This is a genomic window from Knoellia subterranea KCTC 19937, assembly GCF_000768685.1.
Classification (GTDB): domain Bacteria; phylum Actinomycetota; class Actinomycetes; order Actinomycetales; family Dermatophilaceae; genus Knoellia; species Knoellia subterranea.
Map to the genome: position 1 here is coordinate 1 of NZ_AVPK01000004.1, position 22,299 is coordinate 22,299.

Annotated in this window: 18 protein-coding genes and 1 pseudogene; 16 read left to right on the plus strand and 3 right to left on the minus strand. The window is 69.5% G+C overall.

The window, feature by feature from the left end:
• Both N803_RS07775 and N803_RS18280 read left to right on the plus strand, forming a co-directional pair.
• Positions 1-764, plus strand: a pseudogene (locus N803_RS07775) (hypothetical protein); the annotation flags it as partial.
• A 152-nt stretch (positions 765-916) separates the two neighbouring features.
• Positions 917-2,662 carry an Rv1352/Rv1906c domain-containing protein gene (locus N803_RS18280; RefSeq protein ID WP_035904039.1) on the plus strand — a complete coding sequence of 582 codons (1,746 nt, stop codon included), beginning with the start codon at positions 917-919 and terminating at the stop codon, positions 2,660-2,662.
• Positions 2,663-2,844: 182 nt separating this feature from the next.
• Here N803_RS18280 and N803_RS07785 read toward each other — a convergent pair whose 3' ends face one another.
• The 3 genes from N803_RS07785 to N803_RS07795 form a co-directional block, all read right to left on the minus strand.
• A complete protein-coding gene (locus N803_RS07785) occupies positions 2,845-3,936 on the minus strand; it encodes an inositol-3-phosphate synthase (protein WP_035904040.1) in 1,092 nt (363 codons plus the stop codon).
• 93 nt (positions 3,937-4,029) lie between these two features.
• Positions 4,030-4,644, minus strand: coding sequence for a PadR family transcriptional regulator (locus N803_RS07790; RefSeq protein ID WP_035904041.1), 615 nt, complete (start codon positions 4,642-4,644; stop codon positions 4,030-4,032).
• A gap of 212 nt (positions 4,645-4,856) precedes the next feature.
• Positions 4,857-5,543, minus strand: a complete 687-nt coding sequence (locus N803_RS07795; protein ID WP_035904043.1) for an alpha/beta fold hydrolase — start codon at positions 5,541-5,543, stop codon at positions 4,857-4,859.
• 110 nt (positions 5,544-5,653) lie between these two features.
• Here N803_RS07795 and N803_RS07800 point away from each other — a divergent pair, with 110 nt between their 5' ends.
• The 14 genes from N803_RS07800 to N803_RS07865 all read left to right on the plus strand — a co-directional run bounded on the left by N803_RS07800 (position 5,654) and on the right by N803_RS07865 (position 22,296).
• The gene (locus N803_RS07800) at positions 5,654-6,661 is read left to right on the plus strand and encodes a helix-turn-helix transcriptional regulator (RefSeq protein ID WP_035904387.1); all 1,008 of its coding nucleotides are present in this window, start codon (positions 5,654-5,656) and stop codon (positions 6,659-6,661) included.
• Positions 6,662-6,760: 99 nt separating this feature from the next.
• Positions 6,761-9,058, plus strand: coding sequence for a transglycosylase domain-containing protein (locus N803_RS17440; RefSeq protein WP_052112035.1), 2,298 nt, complete (start codon positions 6,761-6,763; stop codon positions 9,056-9,058).
• Between the two features lie 4 nt (positions 9,059-9,062).
• Positions 9,063-10,373 (plus strand): hypothetical protein, encoded by a 1,311-nt coding sequence (locus N803_RS07810; RefSeq protein WP_052112037.1) that lies wholly within the window; start codon positions 9,063-9,065, stop codon positions 10,371-10,373.
• A 138-nt stretch (positions 10,374-10,511) separates the two neighbouring features.
• Positions 10,512-10,799, plus strand: coding sequence for a 30S ribosomal protein S6 (gene rpsF / locus N803_RS07815; protein WP_035904045.1), 288 nt, complete (start codon positions 10,512-10,514; stop codon positions 10,797-10,799).
• A 101-nt stretch (positions 10,800-10,900) separates the two neighbouring features.
• Positions 10,901-11,512: a single-stranded DNA-binding protein gene (locus N803_RS07820; protein ID WP_035904048.1), complete on the plus strand. Its 612-nt coding sequence runs from the start codon at positions 10,901-10,903 to the stop codon at positions 11,510-11,512.
• An 80-nt stretch (positions 11,513-11,592) separates the two neighbouring features.
• Positions 11,593-11,829, plus strand: a complete 237-nt coding sequence (gene rpsR, locus N803_RS07825) for a 30S ribosomal protein S18 (RefSeq protein ID WP_035904052.1) — start codon at positions 11,593-11,595, stop codon at positions 11,827-11,829.
• Between the two features lie 34 nt (positions 11,830-11,863).
• Positions 11,864-12,310, plus strand: coding sequence for a 50S ribosomal protein L9 (gene rplI / locus N803_RS07830; protein ID WP_035904054.1), 447 nt, complete (start codon positions 11,864-11,866; stop codon positions 12,308-12,310).
• Positions 12,311-12,440: 130 nt separating this feature from the next.
• Positions 12,441-13,592 (plus strand): MFS transporter, encoded by a 1,152-nt coding sequence (locus N803_RS07835; RefSeq protein ID WP_052112039.1) that lies wholly within the window; start codon positions 12,441-12,443, stop codon positions 13,590-13,592.
• Positions 13,593-13,674: 82 nt separating this feature from the next.
• Positions 13,675-14,394: an HAD family hydrolase gene (locus N803_RS07840; RefSeq protein WP_035904057.1), complete on the plus strand. Its 720-nt coding sequence runs from the start codon at positions 13,675-13,677 to the stop codon at positions 14,392-14,394.
• Positions 14,395-14,399: 5 nt separating this feature from the next.
• Entirely contained in the window at positions 14,400-16,934 is a 2,535-nt protein-coding gene (locus tag N803_RS07845) for a glycoside hydrolase family 65 protein (RefSeq protein WP_035904393.1), read from the plus strand.
• A 123-nt stretch (positions 16,935-17,057) separates the two neighbouring features.
• Positions 17,058-18,446, plus strand: coding sequence for a DNA repair protein RadA (gene radA / locus N803_RS07850; protein WP_035904059.1), 1,389 nt, complete (start codon positions 17,058-17,060; stop codon positions 18,444-18,446).
• A 299-nt stretch (positions 18,447-18,745) separates the two neighbouring features.
• The gene (disA, locus tag N803_RS07855) at positions 18,746-19,798 is read left to right on the plus strand and encodes a DNA integrity scanning diadenylate cyclase DisA (protein ID WP_035904394.1); all 1,053 of its coding nucleotides are present in this window, start codon (positions 18,746-18,748) and stop codon (positions 19,796-19,798) included.
• Between the two features lie 18 nt (positions 19,799-19,816).
• Positions 19,817-20,752: an HhH-GPD family protein gene (locus N803_RS07860; RefSeq protein WP_084764278.1), complete on the plus strand. Its 936-nt coding sequence runs from the start codon at positions 19,817-19,819 to the stop codon at positions 20,750-20,752.
• 2 nt (positions 20,753-20,754) lie between these two features.
• On the plus strand, positions 20,755-22,296 hold the full coding sequence (locus tag N803_RS07865; RefSeq protein ID WP_245617097.1) for an MFS transporter: 1,542 nt from the start codon (positions 20,755-20,757) through the stop codon (positions 22,294-22,296).
• The last annotated feature ends 3 nt before the right edge of the window (positions 22,297-22,299 follow it).

Consider the following 22,299-nt stretch of genomic DNA (forward strand, 5'->3'; position numbering starts at 1 on the left):
CGCCGCCGTCCCCGGCTGCGCCCGAGTCCCCGGCTGCGCCCGAGCGGGCGGCATCGGCACCGGCACACGCACCAGCTCCGACTCCGGCCGTGTCCCCGTCGACCGAGCCCAGCGCCGGCGCCCCCGAGGACCTCGCACACACGCAGGCCCTGCCGTTCCCCGAGCGGTCGCCCATGGCCGGCCCGACCGTGCGGACCGCGCCGCCCACACCGCCCGGGCCGACCGCGGTGGGGCGCAAGCAGTCACCGAGCACAGGGCGAGGCCGGATCGCCGCGATGTTCGCGACCTTCGTCGTCCTCACGATCCTGGGCACGTGGGCGCTGACCCAGCTGTTCGGTTCCAACCCCGCGCCGACGACCGACGCGAGCGGCAGTCAGTCCACCTCGACTTCGGCCCCACCCTCCGCAGGATCGCCCTCGCCGACGACTCCCTCGGAGACGAGCTCTCCCTCCGCCTCGAGCAGCGCCACGCTGCCGGCCGGTGCCCCCGAACCGCGACTCACGGACGCACCCAAGCTGTGCAACAAGAGCGGGAGCGACGCCGTCGCGTCGGCATGGTCCGGCAACCGCGACACGTCGTGCGCCTTCTCGGAAGCGGTGCGGGCGGCATACCGGAAGCTCGACGACACCACCGGGACGTTCCGGACCTACAGCACCGTCACGAAGCGCTGGTACGACGTGACGTGCCTCGACGCCGACGGCGCCCAACGGCCGTTGCGCTGCCACAGCGCCGACGGAAACGCCGTCGTCTTCCTCGGTCCCTGACCCGGCCCAACCCACAGAGGTCGCTGCTCCGGCAGACCAGACGATGTGCGATTTTCACGAATCCACTGCGGGGTTCGGAGGATCTCCCTAGGCTGCGCTCACTCGACCGCGGTGGTCGACGTCGGGCCGTTTTCGTGAACGTGGGGCATCACATGGTCAATCGCCTGCGCGCCGTTGGAGCATCACTCCTGTTGTCGGTTCTGACTCTCGTGGGAGTCATCGCCGCAGCACCGCCCACTCAGGCGGTCCCCACGACGCCGGGCGCGTTCCGGTCGCTGCAACCCGCCCGCCTCCTCGACACGAGGACGGGGATCGGTGCTGCCGCGGTGAAGATCCCGGCGCGCGGGACGCTGCGACTGCAGGTGACCGGGCGGGGTGGCGTGGGTGCCACCGGGACCGTCTCGGCTGCAGTGCTCAACGTGACCGTCGTTGCGCCCTCGGCGTCGGGCTACATCACGGCCTACCCCGACGGTGCCGGTCGGCCGAACGCGTCGAACGTGAACTTCGGGTCGAACCAGACGATCGCGAACCTCGGTGCGGTCCGGGTCGGGACGAACGGGCGGGTGGCGTTCTACAACGGATCCGAGGGCTCGATCCACCTCCTCGTCGATGTGTCCGGCTATTACCTCAGCGGCACGCCCTCGGCCGCCGGCGCGTTCCGGTCGCTGCAGCCGGCCCGACTCCTCGACACGAGGACGGGCATCGGTGCGGCGGCGGTGAAGATCCCGGCGCGCGGGACGTTGCGACTGCAGGTGACCGGGCGGGGCGGCGTGGGTGCGACGGGCACGGTGTCTGCGGCAGCCCTCAACGTGACCGTTGCCTCCCCGACGATGTCGGGCTACATCACGGCCTACCCGGATGGTGCCGCCCGGCCGAACGCGTCGAACGTGAATTTCGGGGCGGGGCAGACGATCGCGAACCTGGGTGCGGTCCGGGTCGGGACGAACGGGCGAGTGGCGTTCTACAACGGGTCCGAGGGGTCGATCCACCTGCTCGTCGACGTGTCCGGCTCCTACAACGCGGGGACGGCCACGGCCGAGGGGACGTTCCGGTCGCTGCAGCCGGCCCGCCTGCTCGACACCCGCGGTGGAGTGGGTGGGACCACGGTTCCCCCGCGAGGCACTCTGCAGCTCCAGGTGACCGGTCTCGGCGGCGTGGGTGCCACGGGCAGTGTTTCGGCCGCTGCGCTGAACGTGACCGTCGTGTCCCCGTCCGAATCGGGCTACATCACGGCCTATCCCGCGGGTGCGGCGCGACCCAACGCGTCACAGGTGAACTTCGGTCCCGGCCAGACAATCGCCAACCTGGGCATGGTCCGTGTCGGGAGCAACGGCAAGGTCTCCCTCTACAACGGGTCGGAAGGCACGATCGAGCTCCTCGCGGATGTCTCGGGCTACCACGTGCAACCGGTGACCTACCGGACGTTCGGTGCCGGGACCAAGAGGGTCGGCATCGACATCGCCGCCGGAACCTATCGACTCCGAACCCAACCGTCCTACTGCTACTGGGAGCGGCTCAGCGGATTCTCGGGCGAGTTCGAGGACATCATCGCCAACAACTTCACGTCGGTTCGAGACGTCGTGACCATTGAGCCGACCGACGCCGGCTTCAGTTCCGATGATTGCGGCACCTGGACCTCGGACCTCTCACGCGTGACGGCCTCTCCGACGTCCGGGTTCGGTGCCGGGATGATGATCGTCAACACCGACGTCGCACCCGGACTGTGGCGCGCCCCGGGTGGTTCCGAGTGCTACTGGGAGCGAGTCTCCGGGTTCACGCATGAGTTCGACGAGCTTCTCGCCAACGACTACGGCCCGACCGGCCCGACCGTGAGCATCGATGCCAGTGACGCCGGGTTCTTCTCCGAGGACTGCGGCACCTGGACCAAGATCGGCTGATCCCCGACCGGCCGGGAGCTTCGCCAGCGCCCCCACCACCCAGCCCCACCCCACCACGCAGCCCCATTATCGGGCGACCCGACAAAGGACCGCCCGACCCGATGTGCCACTTCGGGTCGAGCGGTCCAAAGTCGGGTCAAGCCCGACGAGTGCTTCGTCAGCGCTCTGTGTCAGCGCTCGGGTCAGCGCTCTTCGGAGCCCTCGATGAACGCCTCGAGCTTGGCGCGACCGAGGTCGTCGGGACGCTGCTCCGGCGGGGACTTCATGAGGTAGGACGACGCGGACAGCAGGGCGCCACCGACGCCACGGTCCTTGGCGATCTTCGCCGCGCGGATGGCGTCGATGATGATGCCGGCCGAGTTGGGGGAGTCCCAGACCTCGAGCTTGTACTCGAGGTTCAGCGGAACGTCACCGAACGCGCGACCCTCGAGGCGGACGTAGGCCCACTTGCGGTCGTCGAGCCACGCGACGTAGTCCGACGGGCCGATGTGGACGTTCTTGTCCTCGACCTTGCCGGCGAGCGAGCCGGTGAGGTTGGACGTGACGGCCTGGGTCTTGGAGACCTTCTTGGACTCGAGGCGCTCGCGCTCGAGCATGTTCTTGAAGTCCATGTTGCCGCCGACGTTGAGCTGGTACGTGCGGTCCAGCGTGACGCCGCGGTCCTCGAACAGCTTGGCCATGACGCGGTGCGTGATGGTCGCGCCGACCTGCGACTTGATGTCGTCACCGATGATCGGGACGCCGGCGGCCTCGAACTTCGCGGCCCACTCGGGGTCGGAGGCGATGAAGACGGGGAGGGCGTTGACGAAGGCGACGCCCGCGTCGATGGCGCACTGGGCGTAGAACTTGTCGGCCTGCTCCGAACCCACCGGGAGGTAGGACACGAGCACGTCGACCTGGGCGTCCTTGAGGGCGGCGACGACGTCGACCGGCTCCGCAGCGGACTCGTCGATCGTCAGCGCGTAGTACTTGCCGATGCCGTCGAGCGTGTGGCCGCGCTGGACCGTGACGCCAGTGGTGGGGACGTCGGCGATCTTGATGGTGTTGTTCTCGGAGGCGTTGATGGCCTCGGACAGGTCCTTGCCGACCTTCTTGTCGTCGACGTCGAACGCTGCGACGAACTGGACGTCCTTGACGTGGTAGTCGCCGAACTGGACGTGCATGAGACCGGGCACTGACGACTCAGCGCTCGCGTCCTTGTAGTACTCGACTCCCTGCACGAGCGAGCTCGCGCAGTTGCCGACGCCGACGATGGCGACGCGAATCGAACCCATGGTGGTGTTCTCCTTCAGTGGTGGTGCCAAGCCGGTATGCCGGGTGGCCGGGTGTGGTCTGTCAGGTCAGGTGGTCTGTGGTCCGGGATGCAGTCAGGGCTGCGGGCCGGGGTCGTTGGGGTGGCGGCGCTCGGCGTCGATGAGCTCGGTGAGCCAGCGGACCTCGCGCTCGGTGCTCTCCTCGCCATGGCGCTGGAGGGCCTGGGTCCAGGAGTCGAGGCGCTCGCGGCTGCGGGCGGAGTTGGTGCGGACCGTCTGGAGCTGCTCCTCGACGCGGGAGCGGCGGCCCTCGAGGATGCGGAGCCGGACGTCGGCCTCGGTGCGGCCGAAGAAGGCGAGGCGCACGCCGAACCCGTCGTCCTCGTAGGCCGCGGTGTCGATGCGGCGCGCGGCCTCCTCGAAGGCTTCCTTGCCGGCGGCGGTGATCTCGTAGGAGATGCGGTTGCGGCCGGCGCTCTTGGTGACGGTCTTGCCGGCGACAGCCCGAGCAGAACCGGTGGTCCCGGCAGGCCGGGCCGGAGCAGCCGACTGTGCGATGAGCCCGCGCTCGAGCAGTCCGGACAGCGCGGGATAGAGCGTCCCGTAGGACAGGGCCCGGAACGCGCCCAGGGCTTCGTTGAGCCGACGGCGCAGCTCGTAGCCGTGCGTCGGGCCCTCGTGGAGCAGCCCGAGGAGGGCGAAGTCGAGCAGCTCGGATCGCTTGCTCATCGCACCTCCTGCGGGACTGGCGTCAGCCTCCGCGAGCGCGGCGTCGCTGACAAACTCGGACCTTGTTAGTCCGACAGTACCTCACAGTTATATCGACGCGATACATCGAACGGTGTGGAACTCGAGACCGGAGGGAAACTGAAGGGTCCGGAGGGCACATAAGCCTCCGGACCCTTCACGTTCCCTCATGGGGAGCAAAAGTTGGGGCGCGGTCAGGGGGTGGGGGCGGCGTCGACGAGGAGTTCGGCGAGGCGCTGGGGCTGGGTGTACATCGGCCAGTGGCCCGAGTCGATGTCCACCAGTTCGAGCTTCTCCATCCGAGCCAGCTCGGGCGTGTCCCCGCCGTCGATCCATTCGCGAGCCTGCTCGGGCGAGAACTCCGGGCACACGAGAACTCCGGGGACGGCATACCGGCGCTCGTCCTTCAGGTGCACGATCCCGCGACTCACGCCGACGGGCACGGGCACCATCGCCGCCTCGACCGACGTCTTGAGCTCGTCGGACATGTCGTCGCTGTCCGGCCCCTCGAACTTCGCCCACCCCGGGAAGCCCATGAGCCCGTCGACCGGCTCGAAGAAGTCGGCGTACGTCGCGCCGTCCTGCTCGGGGAATCCGCCGATGAACACGACCGACGAGACCTTCTCCGGCCGGGCATCCGCCGCGAGCCACGCGAGGCTGCATGCACCCGAATGTCCCACGACGACAACGGAATCGGGAGCCTCGTCCACGGCCGCGACGACGGCAGCCACCTGGTCGTCGAGCGTCGCGTCGCTGGTCCCGTCGCCCTGTCCGGGCAGCGTGATCGGCACGGCGGTGTGGCCGAGTGCCGTGATCTCGGGGACGACGGCGTCCCACGCCGAGCCGGTGAGCCAGAGTCCGCCGATGAGGACGATGTGCATGGTGTGCGCTCCTGGTTTTCGAGAGTGACGGTGGCCGTGTTCTCTGACCGTAGGGTGTGTTGCGGACGAAACCCTTCCGGTATGCCGTCCGCTCTGGAATCGTGGTCGTCATGCCTTCCCAGTCGGCCCGGTCCAGCGAGGTGAGTCCGGCGGCTCGGGCCCTGCTCACGCTGGAGATCCTGCAGAACCGACCCGGGGTAACGGCGACGGAGATCGCCCGCCGATTGGGAGTGACCGAGCGCGCGACGCGACGGCACATCGCGATCCTGCGTGAGGCCGGCATACCCGTCGAGTCCACGCGAGGACCACACGGCGGCTACACGCTGGGGCGGGGTGCCGCCCTCGCGCCGGTCGTCTTCACCGAGACCGAGGCGCTCAGCCTGGTGATGGCGGTCATCGACGCCCACCCGGGCGCTGCCACGGCGGGGGAGGGTGAGGACGTCGGGTCCGCGCTCGGCAAGGTGATCCGCGCGCTGCCCAGGGCCGCCGGGCACCAGGCCGCCGCGCTGCGCGACCACGCCTCGGCGACGCCGGACCGCTACCCGAGCCGGCCGGATCCCGCGACGACGAGCGCCCTCGTCGCGGCGAGTGCGGCCCGGCGGCAGGTGCGCCTCACCTATGCGAGCGAGGCGGGGAAGTCGTGGGAGGACGTCGTCGACCCGTGGGCCGTCGTCGTGCGGCACAGCCGGTGGTACCTCCTGTGCCACGTCCATCGCGTCGACGGCGTCCGGACCTATCGCATCGACCGGGTGCGTGACGTCGTCGAACTCGAGGACCTGTTCGAGCCGCCGGCCGACCTCGACCCCGTCGCCTCGCTCGAGCAGCACCTCGGGATCGGGTGGGAGCACGCGACCCGCGTCGTGTTCGAGGCCCCTCCGGAGGACGTCGCGCGCTGGGTGCACCCGGCCATGGGAGTCCTCGGACGGCATACGGAAGGGTCTGTTCTGGAGGGAAGCACGAGCAATCCGACCATGTACGCGCGCGAGTGGTTGGCCCGCATCCCCGTGCCGTTCCGCGTCGAGGGCGGACCCGAACTTCTCGACGCGGTCCGCACGGCCGCAGCCCAACTCAGCCGGGCCGTCGACGGGTGGCCTGAGGGCCCTGCGACCGCTTCCTGAACGTCGCTCTCAGGTTTGGGGCGTCATACTGGGTGAGGCGCCCCCTGCCCGGTGGGTGGAGTGCGCCCTCGTCCGCACTGTCTGTCCCGAAAGGTGTTCATGAGCACCGCACCCCCTTCGCGCGCCGAGGCCCGCCTGCTCCAGGAAGGCCGTTCGAGCCGTGGCTCCGGCCGTGGCTCCGGTCGTGGTTCCGGCCAGGGTTCCGGTCGAGGACCCCAGCGCCGTGGCCTGTCCTGGCCGCGCCGGATCCTCTACACCCTGATCGGGCTCTTCGTGCTCGGTGTGGCCGGTCTCGGTGTCGCGTACGCCATGACCGACGTGCCCGACGCCAATGCGGACGCGGTCTCGCAGGCCAACATCATCTATTACGTCGACGGCAAGACCGAGATCGGCCGCATCTCCGAACTCAACCGCGAGAACGTCAAGCTCGAGCAGATCCCGGCGCACGTGCAGCACGCGATGCTTGCGGCCGAGGACCACAACTTCTACCAGAACAACGGCATCTCCCCCTCGGGCATCGCCCGCGCCGTGTGGGTCGCCGTCAAGGGTGGCGAGGCGACGCAGGGTGGCTCGACGATCACCCAGCAGTACGTCAAGAACTACTTCCTGAGCCAGGACCGGACGCTGTCGCGCAAGGCCCGCGAGATCCTCATCTCGATCAAGATCGACAAGCAGCAGTCCAAGGACGAGATCCTTCAGAACTACTTCAACACGATCTATTACGGCCGCGGTGCCTACGGCATCCAGACGGCGGCCAAGGCCTACTTCGACAAGGACGTCTCCCAGTTGACGCCGGCCGAGGGCGCCTTCCTCGCGTCCGCGATCCGTGGCCCGTCCTATTACGACCCGCGCCTGGGTGACCAGCAGAAGAGCAACGCCGAGACCCGGTCCGGCTACATCCTCGACGCCATGGTGCGCGAGGGCTGGCTCACGCCGGAGCAGCGAGCGGCCGCGACGTTCCCCACGACGTTCAAGAAGTACCAGCCGCCGACAGTGACCGGCACGAACGGCTACCTCGTCGAAGAGGTCAAGAAGGAACTCGCGAGGACGCTCAAGCTGAGCGAGCAGGACATCTCCAAGGGTGGCCTCAAGATCGTCACGACGATCGACAAGAAGAAGCAGGACGCAGCAGTCGACGCGATCGACGAGCGGATCCCCGAGTCCGAGAAGGACCTCAAGGTCGGTCTCGTGTCGATCAAGCCCGGCGACGGCGCGATCCAGACCCTCTACGGCGGCGCCGACTACGCCAAGCGTCAGCAGAGCACCGCGACGCAGGACACGATGCAGGCCGGATCGACGTTCAAGATCTTCGCCCTCATCGCGGCCCTGCAGAGCGAGAAGGTCAGCATCCGCAACACCTTCGACGGGTCGAGCCCGCAGTACTTCGAGGAGTTCGAGGACGAGGCGGCCAAGACCGAGTTCAACCGTCGTGGTGGAGTCCGCAACTTCAACAACCAGGACTACGGCCGGATCACGGTCCCGACCGCCACTGCCAACTCCGTCAACACCGTCTACGCCCAGCTCAACATCATCGCCGGCCCGGAGAAGACGGCCGCGGCGGCGAAGTCGGCCGGCATCACGACGAAGATCCAGACGAACCCCGGAAACGTGCTCGGCTCGGACAACGTCAGGGTCATCGACATGGCCAACGCCTACGCGACCCTCGCGGCCAAGGGCATCAAGAGCACGCCCTACATCGTGAAGTCCGCGCAGTCGAACGACGGAACCTTCGACTACAAGGCCAAGCCGCAGACGACGCGCGTCTTCGATGCGGACCTCGTCTCCGACGTCGTCTACTCGATGGAGCAGGTCATCGAGCGCGGCAGTGGTGAATACGCCGGGTCGCGCCTCAACCGCGCGGCCGCCGGCAAGACCGGAACGTCCAGTGACAACTACTCTGCGTGGTTCGACGGCTTCACGCCGCAGCTCGCCACCGCGGTGGGGATGTACAAGGGCGACGGCAGCGTGGTCAAGCCCGACGGGACTCCGAACGAGGAGAACCAGATGGACGACGTCGAGGGCTGGGGTGCCATCACCGGTGGCACCATCCCCGTCCGCATCTGGACCGACTACATGCGCATCGCGACCCAGGGCATGGAGAAGCTGAAGTTCCCGGAGCCGGCCTACATCAACAAGGACGCCGCCCCGAAGCAGACGTCCAGGCCACGCGACGCGAACACGTCCAGGCCACGCGACGCGAACACGTCCCGGCCGACCAGCCGTCCGTCACAGACCGAGGCCCCCTCCTCAACGGCTCCGCCGACGACGTCGGATCCCACTCCGACGGAGCCGACCGAGCCGCCGCCGAGCGAGAAGCCGAAGCCGACGAAGACGCCGAAGCCGACAATCTCGATCCCGCTCCCACCGTCCCCGGGCACCGACCAAACCCCCGGCTGATCCCGTGTCCGTCCCCGTCCAGGTGTCGCCGCACTCGCGGGACCGGCCACGCTGGACCGACGCCGGCCTCGCGCCGGCAGCGCTGCTCGCGGGGCTGCCGGTGCTCGCCGCTGTCTGGAAGCAGGGGCCGTGCCTCGAGAACGGCTGGGGCGGCACGGAGCCGTTCTGGCGCTATTGCTATTCCGACCTGGCCGTCGGCGTGCAGACGGCGGGAGCGGAAGCCGGCCTCACGGCATACCTTCGTGGTGACGTGCCCCTCGACCAACCACCGCTGACAGGCAGTCTTGTGTCCCTCATCGCCGGTCTCGGACCGGGCTCGGGGGCGCTCTCGACCCAGCGGTGGGTGCTTGCCGTGTGGGCCGTCCTCGCCGTCGTCGGACTCGTCCTCATGGCGTGGTGGGTGCGGACGTCGCCGGGGCGGCCCGATCCGCTGCACGTCGTCCTCGCGCCCGTCGCCGCATTGACGATCCTGCTCTCGCCGGATCTCCTCGGCGTCGTCCTCGCGACGGGCGGTTTGTGGGCGTGGGGGCGGCGTCGTCCGGCGCTCGCGGGGGCGCTGCTCGGTGCGGGATTCATGGCGCGGACCTATCCCGTGCTGCTCCTCGTCGCCGTCGCGCTGCTCGCGTGGCGCACGGGGCGCGAGCGGGAGCTGCCCCGACTGGGCGGTGGCGCGCTCGCTGCCGTCGCCGTGATCGGGGTGCCGCTGCTGGCGTTGGCCCCCGAGAACGTGACCCGGGCATGGTCGACGTGGCTCGAGACGCCGGCCGGGCTGGGGTCGGTCTGGTACATCCCCACCCTCGCCGGCCACCCCTGGTCCACGTCGGTGGTCACGACCGTCGCGGTCCTCGGCATGCTCGTGGCGGTCGTGCTCGTCGGCCTGCTCGTGCTGGGGGCGCCTCGCGTCCCTCGGCTCGGCGCCGTCGCCCTTGTGGGCGTCGCGGTGGTGCTCGTGACGGGCACGGCCTTCCCGGTGCAGTCGTCGCTGTGGCTCGTGCCGCTCGTGGCAATGGCCGGCCTGCGATGGCGCGACCACCTGCTCTGGGCGCTCGCCGAGGGGGTGCACTTCGTCGCGGTCTGGCTCTATCTCGGCGGGCTCCAGGACGCGAACCGCTCCCTGCCGCCGGGCTGGTACTCCTTCGCACTCCTCCTGCGCGTCTCCGCGGTCGTGTACCTCGCCGTCCGGGCCTGGCAGACCGCCACCTCAACTTTCCCGCCCGAAGTGGGTTCCTCTCACCTCGCCTCGCCTCCGCGACCAAGCGAAGAGAGAACTTCCGACGCGGAGTCGGCTCACCTCGAGAGCCCCTCGTCGATTTAGCCGGTATGCCGTGCAGCCGGTACCCTTGCGAGGTTGCCTGTGCCCTGTGGACAACTTCACGGCGGTGTCGGCAGCAATGCATACCCTCCTGTCACGGAGAGACCGTGACCGTTCAGACCGAAGGAGGCGGGTTAACGCATGCGCCAGTACGAACTCATGGTCATCCTCGACCCGGAACTCGACGACCGCACGGTTCAGCCGTCGCTCGACAAGTTCCTCACCGTCATCACCAAGGACGGTGGCACCGTCGACAACGTCGACATCTGGGGCCGCCGTCGCCTGGCCTACGAGATCAAGAAGAAGGCCGAGGGCATCTACGCCGTCGTCAACTTCACCTCGGAGCCGGCCACTGCCAAGGAGCTGGACCGTCAGCTCGGGCTCAACGAGACGATCATGCGGACGAAGCTCCTTCGTCCCGGCTCCTGATCGAATCCACCGGGCACGACCCAGCGATCAACGGCTGAGCAGCCCACCCGCACCACCTGATATCCGTCGCAACTGCACCCAGACCAAAGGGGATCTGATTCATGGCAGGCGAGACCGTCATCACGATCGTCGGGAACCTCACCGGGGACCCCGAGCTGCGCTTCACTCCGTCCGGAGCTGCTGTCGCGAACTTCACCGTGGCCTCCACGCCGCGCACGTTCGACCGGCAGTCCAACGAGTGGAAGGACGGCGAGACGCTCTTCATGCGTTGCTCCGTCTGGCGTGATGCGGCGGAGAACGTCGCCGAGTCCCTTCAGCGGGGCACGCGCGTCATGGTCACCGGCCGACTGAAGTCTCGTTCGTACGAGACCAAGGAAGGCGAGAAGCGCACCGTCATCGAGATGGACGTCGACGAGGTCGGCCCGTCCCTCAAGTACGCCACGGCGAAGGTCAACAAGACCTCGCGCGGTGGCGGCGGTGGTTTCGGCGGCGACCAGGGCGGCTTCGGCGGCGGCCAGCAGCAGGACCCGTGGGCGACCGGCGGCTCCGCACCTCAGGGTGGGGCTCCGCAGGGAGGCCAGGGTGGTCAGCAGGGCGGCCAGGGCGGCTGGAACCAGCCGCAGGGTGGTCAGCAGGGTCAGGCCCCACAGGGTCAGCAGGGCGGCCAGGGAGGCTGGGGCAACGCTCCGGCCTACGACGAGCCCCCTTTCTGATCTAAAAGACACAGATTCACACCATCCCTGGGAGACCAGGGCTCATCCGCTGAACGATTCAGCAGAAGGAGAGCACCACGATGGCCAAGCCAGTTGTGCGCAAGCCCAAGAAGAAGGCCAACCCGCTCAAGGCGGCGAAGGTCGAGAACATCGACTACAAGGACACTGCGCTGCTGCGCAAGTTCATCTCCGACCGCGGCAAGATCCGCGCTCGTCGGGTGACCGGCGTGTCCGTCCAGGAGCAGCGTCTGATCGCGAACGCGGTCAAGAACGCCCGCGAGATGGCGCTCCTGCCCTACTCCAGCTCGTCCCGCTGACGCGCGACCCAGCATCGACAAGGAGAGCTGAACAATGAAGGTGATTCTCACCCACGAGGTCTCGAACCTCGGCACCGCCGGTGACGTCGTCGACGTCAAGGACGGCTACGCCCGGAACTTCCTCTTCCGTCGCGGTCTCGCGACGGCGTGGACCAAGGGCGCCCAGAAGCAGGTCGACTCCATCGCCAAGGGCCGTCAGGTCCGCGAGGTGAAGTCGCTCGAGGAGGCCCAGTCGATCAAGGGCAACCTCGAGAGCAAGCCGGTCAACGTGCCCGCGCACGCCGGCAAGGAGGGTCGCCTCTTCGGCGCCGTCTCCACCGCCGACATCGCGGCCGCCGTCAAGGAGGCCATCGGCACCGAGCTCGACAAGCGCAAGATCGAGGTTCCGACCCCGATCAAGACCACGGGTGCCCACGAGGCCCTCGTCCGTCTGCACCCCGAGGTGCAGGCCAAGGTCGCGCTCAACGTCGTCGCCGGCTGACGCACCTCAACATTTCCTCCCCATGAGGGGAGGTGAAGGGTCCGGAGGGTTATGTGCCCTCCGGACCCTTCATGTTTCCTCCGGTGGTGAGCGATCTGCGGGTGTCGGCGGGACGGCATACGGTCTGCTGGTGCCGTTCGCGATGACCCTCACCCGACCGAACTCCGTCCTCCACGCCGTCGTCGGCGTCCGGGTCGTCAACCGGCTCGGTGGCTTCGGCATGAGCTTCCTCGGGCTGCGCCTCGCCCGCGACCTCGGCATGTCGCTCGGCGCGGTCGGCCTCGTGCTTGCCGTCTTCGGTGCCTGCACGATCCCGAGTCGCATCCTCGGTGGCGTCCTCGCGACCCGCCTCGGCACCCGCCCGACGATCATCGGCGGGCTCCTCGTGTGCGCCGCCGCCCTCTTCGCCATCGGTCTCGCGGACACCGTGCCGGTCGTCGTCGCCGCCGTCCTCTGCCTCGGCCTGGCCTACGAGCTCATCGAACCCGCCACCCAGGCCGTCATCGCCGAGACCATCGACCCGGCCCGGCAGGCGTCGGCGTTCGCCCTCCTCTGGTCCACGCTGTCGGTGGCCGGGGTCGTGTCGGGGCTGCTCGCGGCCCTCCTCGGTCGGTGGGGAGTGTCCGCGATCTTCGTGTGCGACGCCGTGTCGAGCGTCCTCGCTGCCGGTGCCGCCGTCGTGCTCCTGCCGTCCGCTCGAGCCGAGCGCCATCCCTCGCCGTGGCGCGCCGCTCTCACTCCGCGCCTCATCGCGTGGACGGGTGTGGGCACGGTCTATGCGACGCTCGTCATGATCATCGTCTTCATGCTCCCTCTCGCGGTCGACGCCGCCGGACACACGACCTCGACGACGGGCTGGCTGCTCGCCGTCGCTGCCGCTGCCGCGATTGCCGCTCAGCGGCTCCTACGCAGAACCGAGCTCCGTATGCCGCCCGCCACCGCTCTCGTCCTCGGTCACCTCGTGCTCGCGGCCGGGTTGGGACTGTGGGCGACGGGTCATTTTGCGGGACTGCTCGGTGGGGCGGTGCTCGAGGGGGCGAGCGGGGCGTTCCTGCTCGGGACCTACCAGGCGCGGGCCGCGGCGATGGGTGGCCCGGGCCTCGGTGCGGCCGTCATGACCGTGTTCGGCCTGTCGTGGGGAGTGGCCACGGTCGTGGCGCCCCTCGTCGGCGCACCCCTGCTGGCCCATGGCGACGCGACGCTGTGGCTCACCTGCGCGGGCCTGTCGCTGGCACTCGCCCTCGGCCACGCAGCGACCCGCCGACCCTCCGCCTCAGGGTGAGTTGCGGGGAGGCTGGCCGGGGCTCGCCACTCTCCCGAGTCACCCTCACTGCAGGCGGGTGGAAACCTTTACGCTTTCTCGCATGACTCGCCTCGACTGGGACGACTACGCCGCTGCCCTCTTCGACCTCGACGGGGTCGTCACGCCCACGGCGGAGGTGCACATGCGGGCGTGGTCTCAGATGTTCAACGACTTCCTGACGGCGCGCGGCGTGGCCGAGCCCTACACCGACGAGGACTACTTCGCCCACGTCGACGGCAAGCCGCGCTACGAAGGAGTTGCGGCCTTCCTCGCGTCCCGTGGCATTGACCTTCCGCAGGGCGACCCCAGCGACAACCCTGACCAGGACACGGTCTGCGGGCTGGGCAACCGCAAGAACGACGCCTTCAACGAGGTCCTCGCCCGGGACGGCGTCGAGGCCTACCCCGGATCGGTGCGCCTGCTCGAGGCCCTTGCCGAGCGCAACCTCCCGATGGCGATCGTGTCCTCCTCCAAGAACGCACCGGCCGTCCTCGAGGCCGCCGGAGTCGACCACTTCTTCGGCTTCGTCATGCACGGTGGCGTGGCCGCCGAGCGCGGCATCGCCGGCAAGCCCGCACCCGACACGTTCCTCGCCGCTGCCGAAGAGCTCGGCGTCGAGCCCGCGCAGGCCGTGGTCCTCGAGGATGCCCTGAGCGGCGTCGAGGCCGGCGCCGCCGGACACTTCGGGCTCGTCATCGGGGTCGACCGCGGTGCCGGGGAGCAGGCCCTCACCGGCGCCGGCGCGACCCTTGTCGTCGAGGACCTCGGGGAGCTGCTGTGAACGCGATGCCGCTCGACGTCGACCACGACCCCCTCGACCGCAGCCGCTTCCCGGTCGACGAATGGGCGCTCACCGAGACGCGCTTCGACGCCGACGACCTCGGGGTGACCGAGTCGCTCTTCAGCGTCGGCAACGGCTACCTCGGGCTGCGCGGCAACTACGAGGAGAGCCGCGACGCCCACGTCGACGGGTCCTACGTCAACGGCTTCCACGAGACCTGGCCGATCACCCACGCCGAAGAGGCCTACGGCTTCGCCCGCATCGGTCAGACGATCGTCAACGTCCCCGACGCCAAGGTCATCCGCCTCTACGTCGACGACGAGCCGCTCCAGCTCTCCACGGCCGATCTGCTCGACTACCGGCGCACACTCGACTTCCGCACCGGGGTCCTCTCCCGCACCCTGCTCTGGCGCACCCCGAGCGGCACCCGCATCGAGGTCAAGAGCACCCGCATGGTCTCCCTGACCCAACGTCACCTCGCCGTCATGACCTTCGAGGTGACCCTGCTCGACGGCCACGGTCCGGTCCAGATCTCCTCGCAGGTCCTCAACCGACAGGACCTCCCCAAGGAGGGCCCGGAGGCCAAGGCCGCCGCCGGCATCGCCGACCCGCGCAAGGCCGAGGCCTTCCGCGGCCGCGTCCTCCTGCCCCGGGAGAGCAGGGGTGACGTCGAGACCGGCCGCCTGACCCTCGGCTACCAGACCGCCGCCAGCGGGATGACTCTCGGCATGGTCACCGACCACATCCTCGACACCGCGAACCCCTACCGCGCCACCGTCCACGCCGACGACGACTCGGCCAAGATGATCTACCGGATCCAGGCCCAGCCGGGCGTGCCGATCCGGCTCACCAAGCTCGTCTCGACCCACACTGCGGACAGCGTGCCGCCGCGCGAGCTCATCGACCGCTGCGAACGCACCCTCGACCGGGTCGCCGAGGCCGGCGTCGACCAGCAGTACGTCGAGCAGCGCGAGTGGCTCGACGCCTTCTGGGCGCGGTGCGACATCGAGATCCCGGGCCAGCCGGAGATCCAGCAGGCGACGCGCTGGAACCTCCTCGCCATCGCGCAGGCCTCGGCCCGCGCCGAGACCTACGGCGTGCCCGCGAAGGGAGTGACGGGCTCCGGCTACGGCGGTCACTACTTCTGGGACACCGAGATCTACGTGATGCCGTTCCTCACCTACACGATGCCGTATGCCGCCCGCAACGCCTTGCGCTTCCGGCTGTCCCTTCTCGACTACGCCCGGACCAGAGCGGGGGAGCTCTCGCAGAAGGGTGCGCTCTTCCCGTGGCGCACGATCAACGGCCATGAGGCGTCGGCGTACTACGCCGCCGGCACCGCGCAGTACCACATCGATGCGGACATCGCCTATGCCCTGAGCCAGTACGTCGGCGCAACTGGCGACACCGAGTTCCTCGACCAGGCCATCGACATCTTCGTCGAGACGGCACGGCTCTGGGCCGACCTGGGCTTCTGGCGCACCCAACCCTCGGGGGAGCGGACCTTCCACATCCACGGCGTCACCGGGCCGGACGAATACACCGCCGTCGTCAACGACAACCTCTACACGAACGTGCTCGCCCGCTTCAATCTGCGGCGAGCCGTCGAAGCGGTGGAGGCGCTCGCGGAAGGCGACCCTGCGGCATACGCCGACATGGTCCGCAGGACCGGGCTGGAAGGTGACGAGGTCACCGAGTGGGGTGAGTGTGCGCAGGGGATGTTCATCCCGTTCGACGAGCACCTCGGCATCCACCCGCAGGACGACCACTTCCTCGAGCGGGAAATGTGGGACCTCGCGAACACGCCCGCGTCGGTGCGGCCGCTGCTGCTGCACCACCACCCGCTCGTGATCTATCGGTTCCAGGTGCTCAAGCAGGCCGACGTCGTGCTCGCGCTGTATCTCCAGGGCGAGGACTTCACGCCGGAGGAGAAGCTCAAGGACTTCGAGTACTACGACCCGATCACCACGGGGGACTCGACGCTGTCGGCGGTCGTGCAGTCGATCATCGCGGCGGAGGTGGGCTACCAGGACCTGGCGTACCGCTACTTCCTGTCGGCGCTCTACGTCGACCTCGCCAACCGACACGCCAACACCGCGGACGGCGTGCACGTCGCGTCGACCGGCGGCCTGTGGAGTGCCCTAGTGGGTGGGTTCGGCGGGTTCCGGGATCACGGGTCGGACGAGCGCGAGGCGCAGTTCACGATCGACCCGCGACTGCCGGAGCAGTGGGAGTCGCTCACGTATCGAATCACCCTGAGCGGCAACCGAATTCGCGTCACGGTGCGTCCGACGGAGCTGGAGCTGATCGTCGAGGAGGGCGAGGGGTCGGTGACGTTCGTCGTCCGCGGCGAGTCGGTGACGGTGAGTGGTGCGGCGCCGGTGACGGTGGCGCTCGATGGCCAGGGGCCGCGCATCCCCGGGTCGCCGAAGGCGCCGAGCGAGATCGTCCGCGAGGACGGCACCGTCATCTCGAGCGTCGTCCCGACCGGAGACACCCGCCGCATGCCCGTCCCCACCGGCCACACCTTTCCCGCCTGAAGTGGGTTCCTCTCACTTCGCTTGATCGCCGCAGTCAAGCGAAGTGAGAGGAACCCCTGTCGGGCTGACGGCACATCGACGGCGGCCACCCCGGTGTCGGTGGGGTCGCCTAGGTTTGCCGGCATGGCAGCGAAAGGCAACCGGCCGGCATACCGGTGTTCGGAGTGCGGGTGGACGACCGCGAAGTGGGTCGGGCGCTGCGGTGAGTGCCAGGCCTGGGGGTCGGTGACCGAGGTCGGTGCCGTGTCGACCCGCACAACGGCGGCGCGATCCGTCGCGCGGCCAGCCATCCCCATCGGTGACGTCGATGCGAGCCGGGCCGAGGCTCAGGGCACGGGTGTGCCCGAGTTCGACCGGGTGCTCGGCGGTGGGCTCGTGCCCGGTGCCGTCGTCCTCGTCGCGGGCGAGCCCGGCATCGGCAAGTCGACGCTGCTGCTCGACGTCGCCGGACGGGCCGCGCGTGAGGGTGCCGCGGGCCAGGAGCGACGGGTCCTCTACGTCAGCGGTGAGGAGTCGGCGGCGCAGGTGCGCAGCCGGGCAGAGCGCATCGAGGCGATGGCGCGCACGCTCTACCTCGCGTCGGAGACCGATCTCGCGACCGTCCTGGGCCAGATCGAGCAGATCGAGCCAGACCTCGTCGTCATCGACTCCGTCCAGACGATCAGCAGCGCCGAGGTCGAGGGTGCCGCGGGCAACGTCGCGCAGGTGCGCGAGGTCGCCGCCAGCATCATCGCCACGGCCAAGTCCCGCGGCATCGCGACTCTCCTCGTCGGCCACGTCACCAAGGACGGCTCCATCGCCGGTCCGCGGGTGCTCGAACACCTCGTCGACGTTGTGGTGCAGTTCGAGGGCGACCGGCACTCGCGGCTGCGGCTCGTGAGGGCGGTGAAGAACCGCTACGGTCCGACCGACGAGGTCGGCTGTTTCGACCTCTCCGATGTCGGCATCACCGGACTCGCCGACCCCAGTGGGTTGTTCCTGTCCAACCGCACGGTCGCCGTGCCGGGGACCTGCGTCACCGTGACCCTCGAGGGGCGACGGCCACTCGTCACAGAGGTGCAGGCACTCATCGACCAGACCGAGATGCCCAACCCCCGACGTGCCACGAGCGGTCTCGACTCCTCCCGCGTCGGCATGATCCTCGCCGTCCTCGGCACGCGCGCCCGGGCACCGATCGGCCGCAAGGACGTCTTCATGTCCACGGTCGGCGGGGTGCGCATCACCGAGCCCGCGGCCGACCTCGCGCTCACCCTCGCCCTCGCCAGCGCACTCACCGACCAGGCTCTCGCGATGGGGACCGTGGCGTTCGGTGAGGTCGGGCTCGCCGGTGAGCTGCGCCCCGTGACCGGCGCCCACCGACGCCTCGCCGAGGCCGCGCGCCTCGGCTTCACGACAGCGATCGTCCCGCCGGGCGTTCTCGGCGGCGGGCCCGTGCCTGACGGACTGCGCGTCATCGAAGTGGCGACCGTGCTCGAGGCCGTCCAGGTCGCCGCAGGGGTCCCCACGCGCTAGGCCGACCTCCGGGTCTCGTGAACTCACCGATCCGGCTCGCGAGCCGAGTGAGTCCTCCCGAGCCTCATCGATGCAGCTCGCGAGAGGCCATCAGGCTCGCGAGCCGAGTTCGGCAGTCAGGTTCGGCAGTCGGGTAGGGGCGCCGGCTTCGGCAACCGGAAGCGCGACGGGCCGAGTGTGGTCTCCGGGACCGGACGGCATACCCGCGCCGTTAGACTCGGCACGCAGGTCAGATACCCCTGACCTGCGACGAAACCGAAGGGATTCCCGTGGCCACGCCCCTCGTCGACGACGAGTTGATGCGCACGACGCTCGCCGCCGTCGCGCCCGGCACTGCGCTGCGCGACGGCCTCGAACGCATTCTGCGCGGTCGCACCGGCGCGCTCATCGTCTTCGGCATGGACCGTGTCGTCGATGAGATCGCCACGGGCGGCTTCCCGATGGACATCGAGTTCTCGGCGACGCGACTGCGTGAGCTCGCCAAGATGGACGGCGCCATCATCTGCGACCGCGACGGCACCCGCATCCTGCGCGCCGCCACCCAGCTCGTGCCCGACGCCACGATCGAGACGAGCGAGTCCGGCACCCGCCACCGCACGGCCGAGCGGGTCGCGAAGCAGACCGGCTTCCCTGTCGTCTCGGTGAGCCAGTCGATGCGGATCGTCGCGCTCTATGTCGGCGGCAACCGCTTCGTCCTCGAGGACTCGAGCCAGATCCTGTCGCGCGCCAATCAGGCGCTGCAGACGCTCGAGCGCTACAAGCAGCGTCTTGACGAGGTCACCGGAACCCTCTCCGCGCTCGAGATCGAGGACCTCGTCACCGTCCGCGACGTCGCCAACGTCCTCCAGCGCCTCGAGATGGTGCGACGGATCAAGGACGAGATCGGCGACTACGTCCTCCAGCTCGGCACCGACGGTCGCCTCCTCAGCCTCCAGCTCGAGGAGCTCACCGGCGGGCTCTCCGACGACCTCGGGCTCGTCATCCGCGACTACCTCCACGAGTCGCGCGGCGAGCACGACCTCGACCAGGCGATCGCCAACCTCACCGACATCGACGCCGGCGAGATGCTTGACCCGGCTGCGGGCGCCAAGGCGCTCGGCTTCACCGTAGTCGGTGATGCGCTCGACTCCTCCGTGAGTCCGCTCGGCTACCGCATGCTCAGCAAGGTGCCGCGCCTTCCCGGGGCCATCGTCGACCGGCTCGTCGACCACTTCGGCAGCCTCCAGAAGCTCCTCGCCGCCGGCGTCGACGACCTCATGGGCGTCGAGGGTGTCGGCGAGGGGCGCGCTCGCCTCGTGCGCGAGGGCCTGTCGCGGTTGGCCGAGAGCAGCATCCTCGAGCGCTACGTCTGACCCGGGGCGCGTGGTGTCGTGAGCCCGTCGCTGCCGTCTCGCTCTTCACTGTCGCCAGCCGTCGACGTCCCCGGACTGCACCGGGACGTCCTTGATTGGTATGCCGTGCATGCCCGTGCTCTGCCCTGGCGCGACCCGTCGTGCTCACCGTGGGGCGTGCTGCTCTCCGAGGTGATGGCGCAGCAGACGCCGCTGGCACGGGTCGAACCGGCGTGGCGCGAGTGGATGGAGCGCTGGCCCACTCCGGAGGTGCTGGCTGCTGCCTCGCCGGCGGACGTCGTGCGGGCCTGGGGGCGCCTGGGCTATCCGCGCCGGGCGCTACGCCTACGGGAGGCGGCGATCGCCATCGTCGAGCGGCATGGCGGCGAGGTGCCGCGGGCGCAGGACGACCTGCTCTCGCTGCCGGGCATCGGCGACTACACCGCAGCGGCCGTGGCGGCCTTCGCCTTTGGTGACCGGTCCGTCGTGGTGGACACCAACGTCCGTCGCGTCGAGGCCCGCCTCATCTCTGGGCAGGAGCAGGCGGCGCCGTCGCTGACCCGCGCCGAGAAGGACCTTGCCCGCAACCTGCTCCCGGTCGTTGATCACGACGCGGCCGTGTGGAACGTTGCCGTCATGGAGCTCGGGGCCCTCGTCTGCACTGCCCGGGCCCCCCGTTGCCCCGACTGTCCCGTTCGCGGACGGTGCGCGTGGCTCCTGGGTGGGCGGCCGGCATACGACGGACCAGCGCGCCGTGGGCAGAAGTGGCACGGCACAGATCGGCAGGTGCGCGGCATCATCGTGCAGACGTTGCGCGACGCGCACGTGCCCGTCGACCGCGGCGACCTCGCGCCCGGTCGGGACGAAGTCCAGGTCGACCGCTGCCTCGCCGGTCTCATCGAGGATGGGCTCGTGGAACCCGTTGGGGCACACCACTTTTCGCTCCCCGGGCATGATGAGGCACAGGCCGGATGAGCATGCCCGACCGTCCCAGGGATCCGCAGCGCGACCCGCAGCCCCAGCAGCCCGATGGGCCGAACGGCTCAGGCAAGCGGACCCCACCCGACCCCTACGGGGTGCGCGCCGGAGCCACCCGCGTGATGCGCGTCGTGCGCCGCGGGACCGTCAGCGGTGCGCGGGTCGCGGGCCGGGGGAGCAGGGCCGGCACACAAAAGGCACGCGCCTTCGTGAACTCGGCAGGCGCCGACGAGAGCGGTCTCGCGCGACTCGTCGAGCTGCATTTCGTCAACGTCTGTGCCGATGCCGCCCTCACGGTGAGTCTCGCCGGAACGATCTTCGCCATCCCGACCGACGAGGCCCGGGCCCAGGTGGCGCAGTTCCTCGCGCTGACGATGGCGCCGTTCGCGCTCCTGGCTCCCTTCATCGGGCCGCTGCTCGACCGGTTCCGGCACGGCCGACGGTGGGCGATCGGAACGACACTCGCCCTGCGCGCCTTCCTCTGCTGGATCCTCGCGGGAGCGGTCGTCACCAATTCGGCCTGGCTCTTCCCCGCCGCCCTCGGGTGTCTGGTCGCCTCGAAGGCGTATGGCGTGACGCGCTCGGCAGCCATCCCCAGGTTGCTGCCCCCTGGCTTCACGCTGGTCAACGCGAATTCACGCATGGCCCTCGTCGGCGTGGCGGGCATGGCCGTGGGCGGTGGTCTCGCCGGCGCCCTCGCACGCATCGGACCGGACTGGTCACTCCGGCTCGCGTTCGCCATCTATGTCGTCGGGACCGTGCTCGCGATCCGGCTTCCGTCGCGGGTCGACTCCGCCGCCGGCGAACTCGACCTCGAGGACACCAAGCCGATGCCCCCGGCCGCGTCCCAGTTGCGCCCCGCGCCGACCGGCGTCGAACCGTGGCAGCTCGCCGACACCGTGGCGCTGGAACGGCCCGACGCCGAACCCCTCCAGGAGCAGCATCGGGTCAAGGGACTGTTCGCGCGGCTTCGAGCGCGCATCCTCGGACTCCCGGTGTCTGTCCGGGCGGCCCTCGTCGGGGCGATGGGTGCCCGCCTGCTGACCGGCTTCCTCACGCTCTTCATGGCCTTCCTCATGCGCGAGCACCCGATCGACGGCTACAGCGGCACGCTCGTCCTGGCCCTCGTCGTCGGTGCGGCCGGCTCGGGCAACGCCCTCGGCACGGTGGTCGGCAACGCCGCCCGCCGCCTGCCACCCGAACGGCTCGTCGCCATCGCCCTCATCGTCATCGTCCTCGCGGCCCTGTCGACAGCGTTGTTCTATGGGCTGGTGACGCTGCTCGTCCTCGGTCTGTGCGCCGGACTCTGCGCACAGGTCGTCAAGCTCAGTGTCGATGCGATCATCCAGCGCGACATCGCCGAGAACGTCCGCACGCAGACCTTCGCGTGGTCCGAGACCGTCCTGCAGATCGCCTGGGTCATCGGTGGCGGACTCGGCATTGCGCTGCCGCTCATCCCGGAGCTCGGGTTCGGCGTGATCAGCGGACTCCTCGTCCTCGTACTGCTCGCCTCGGTCCAGCTCCGCCGGCGAGGCTCCTGACCG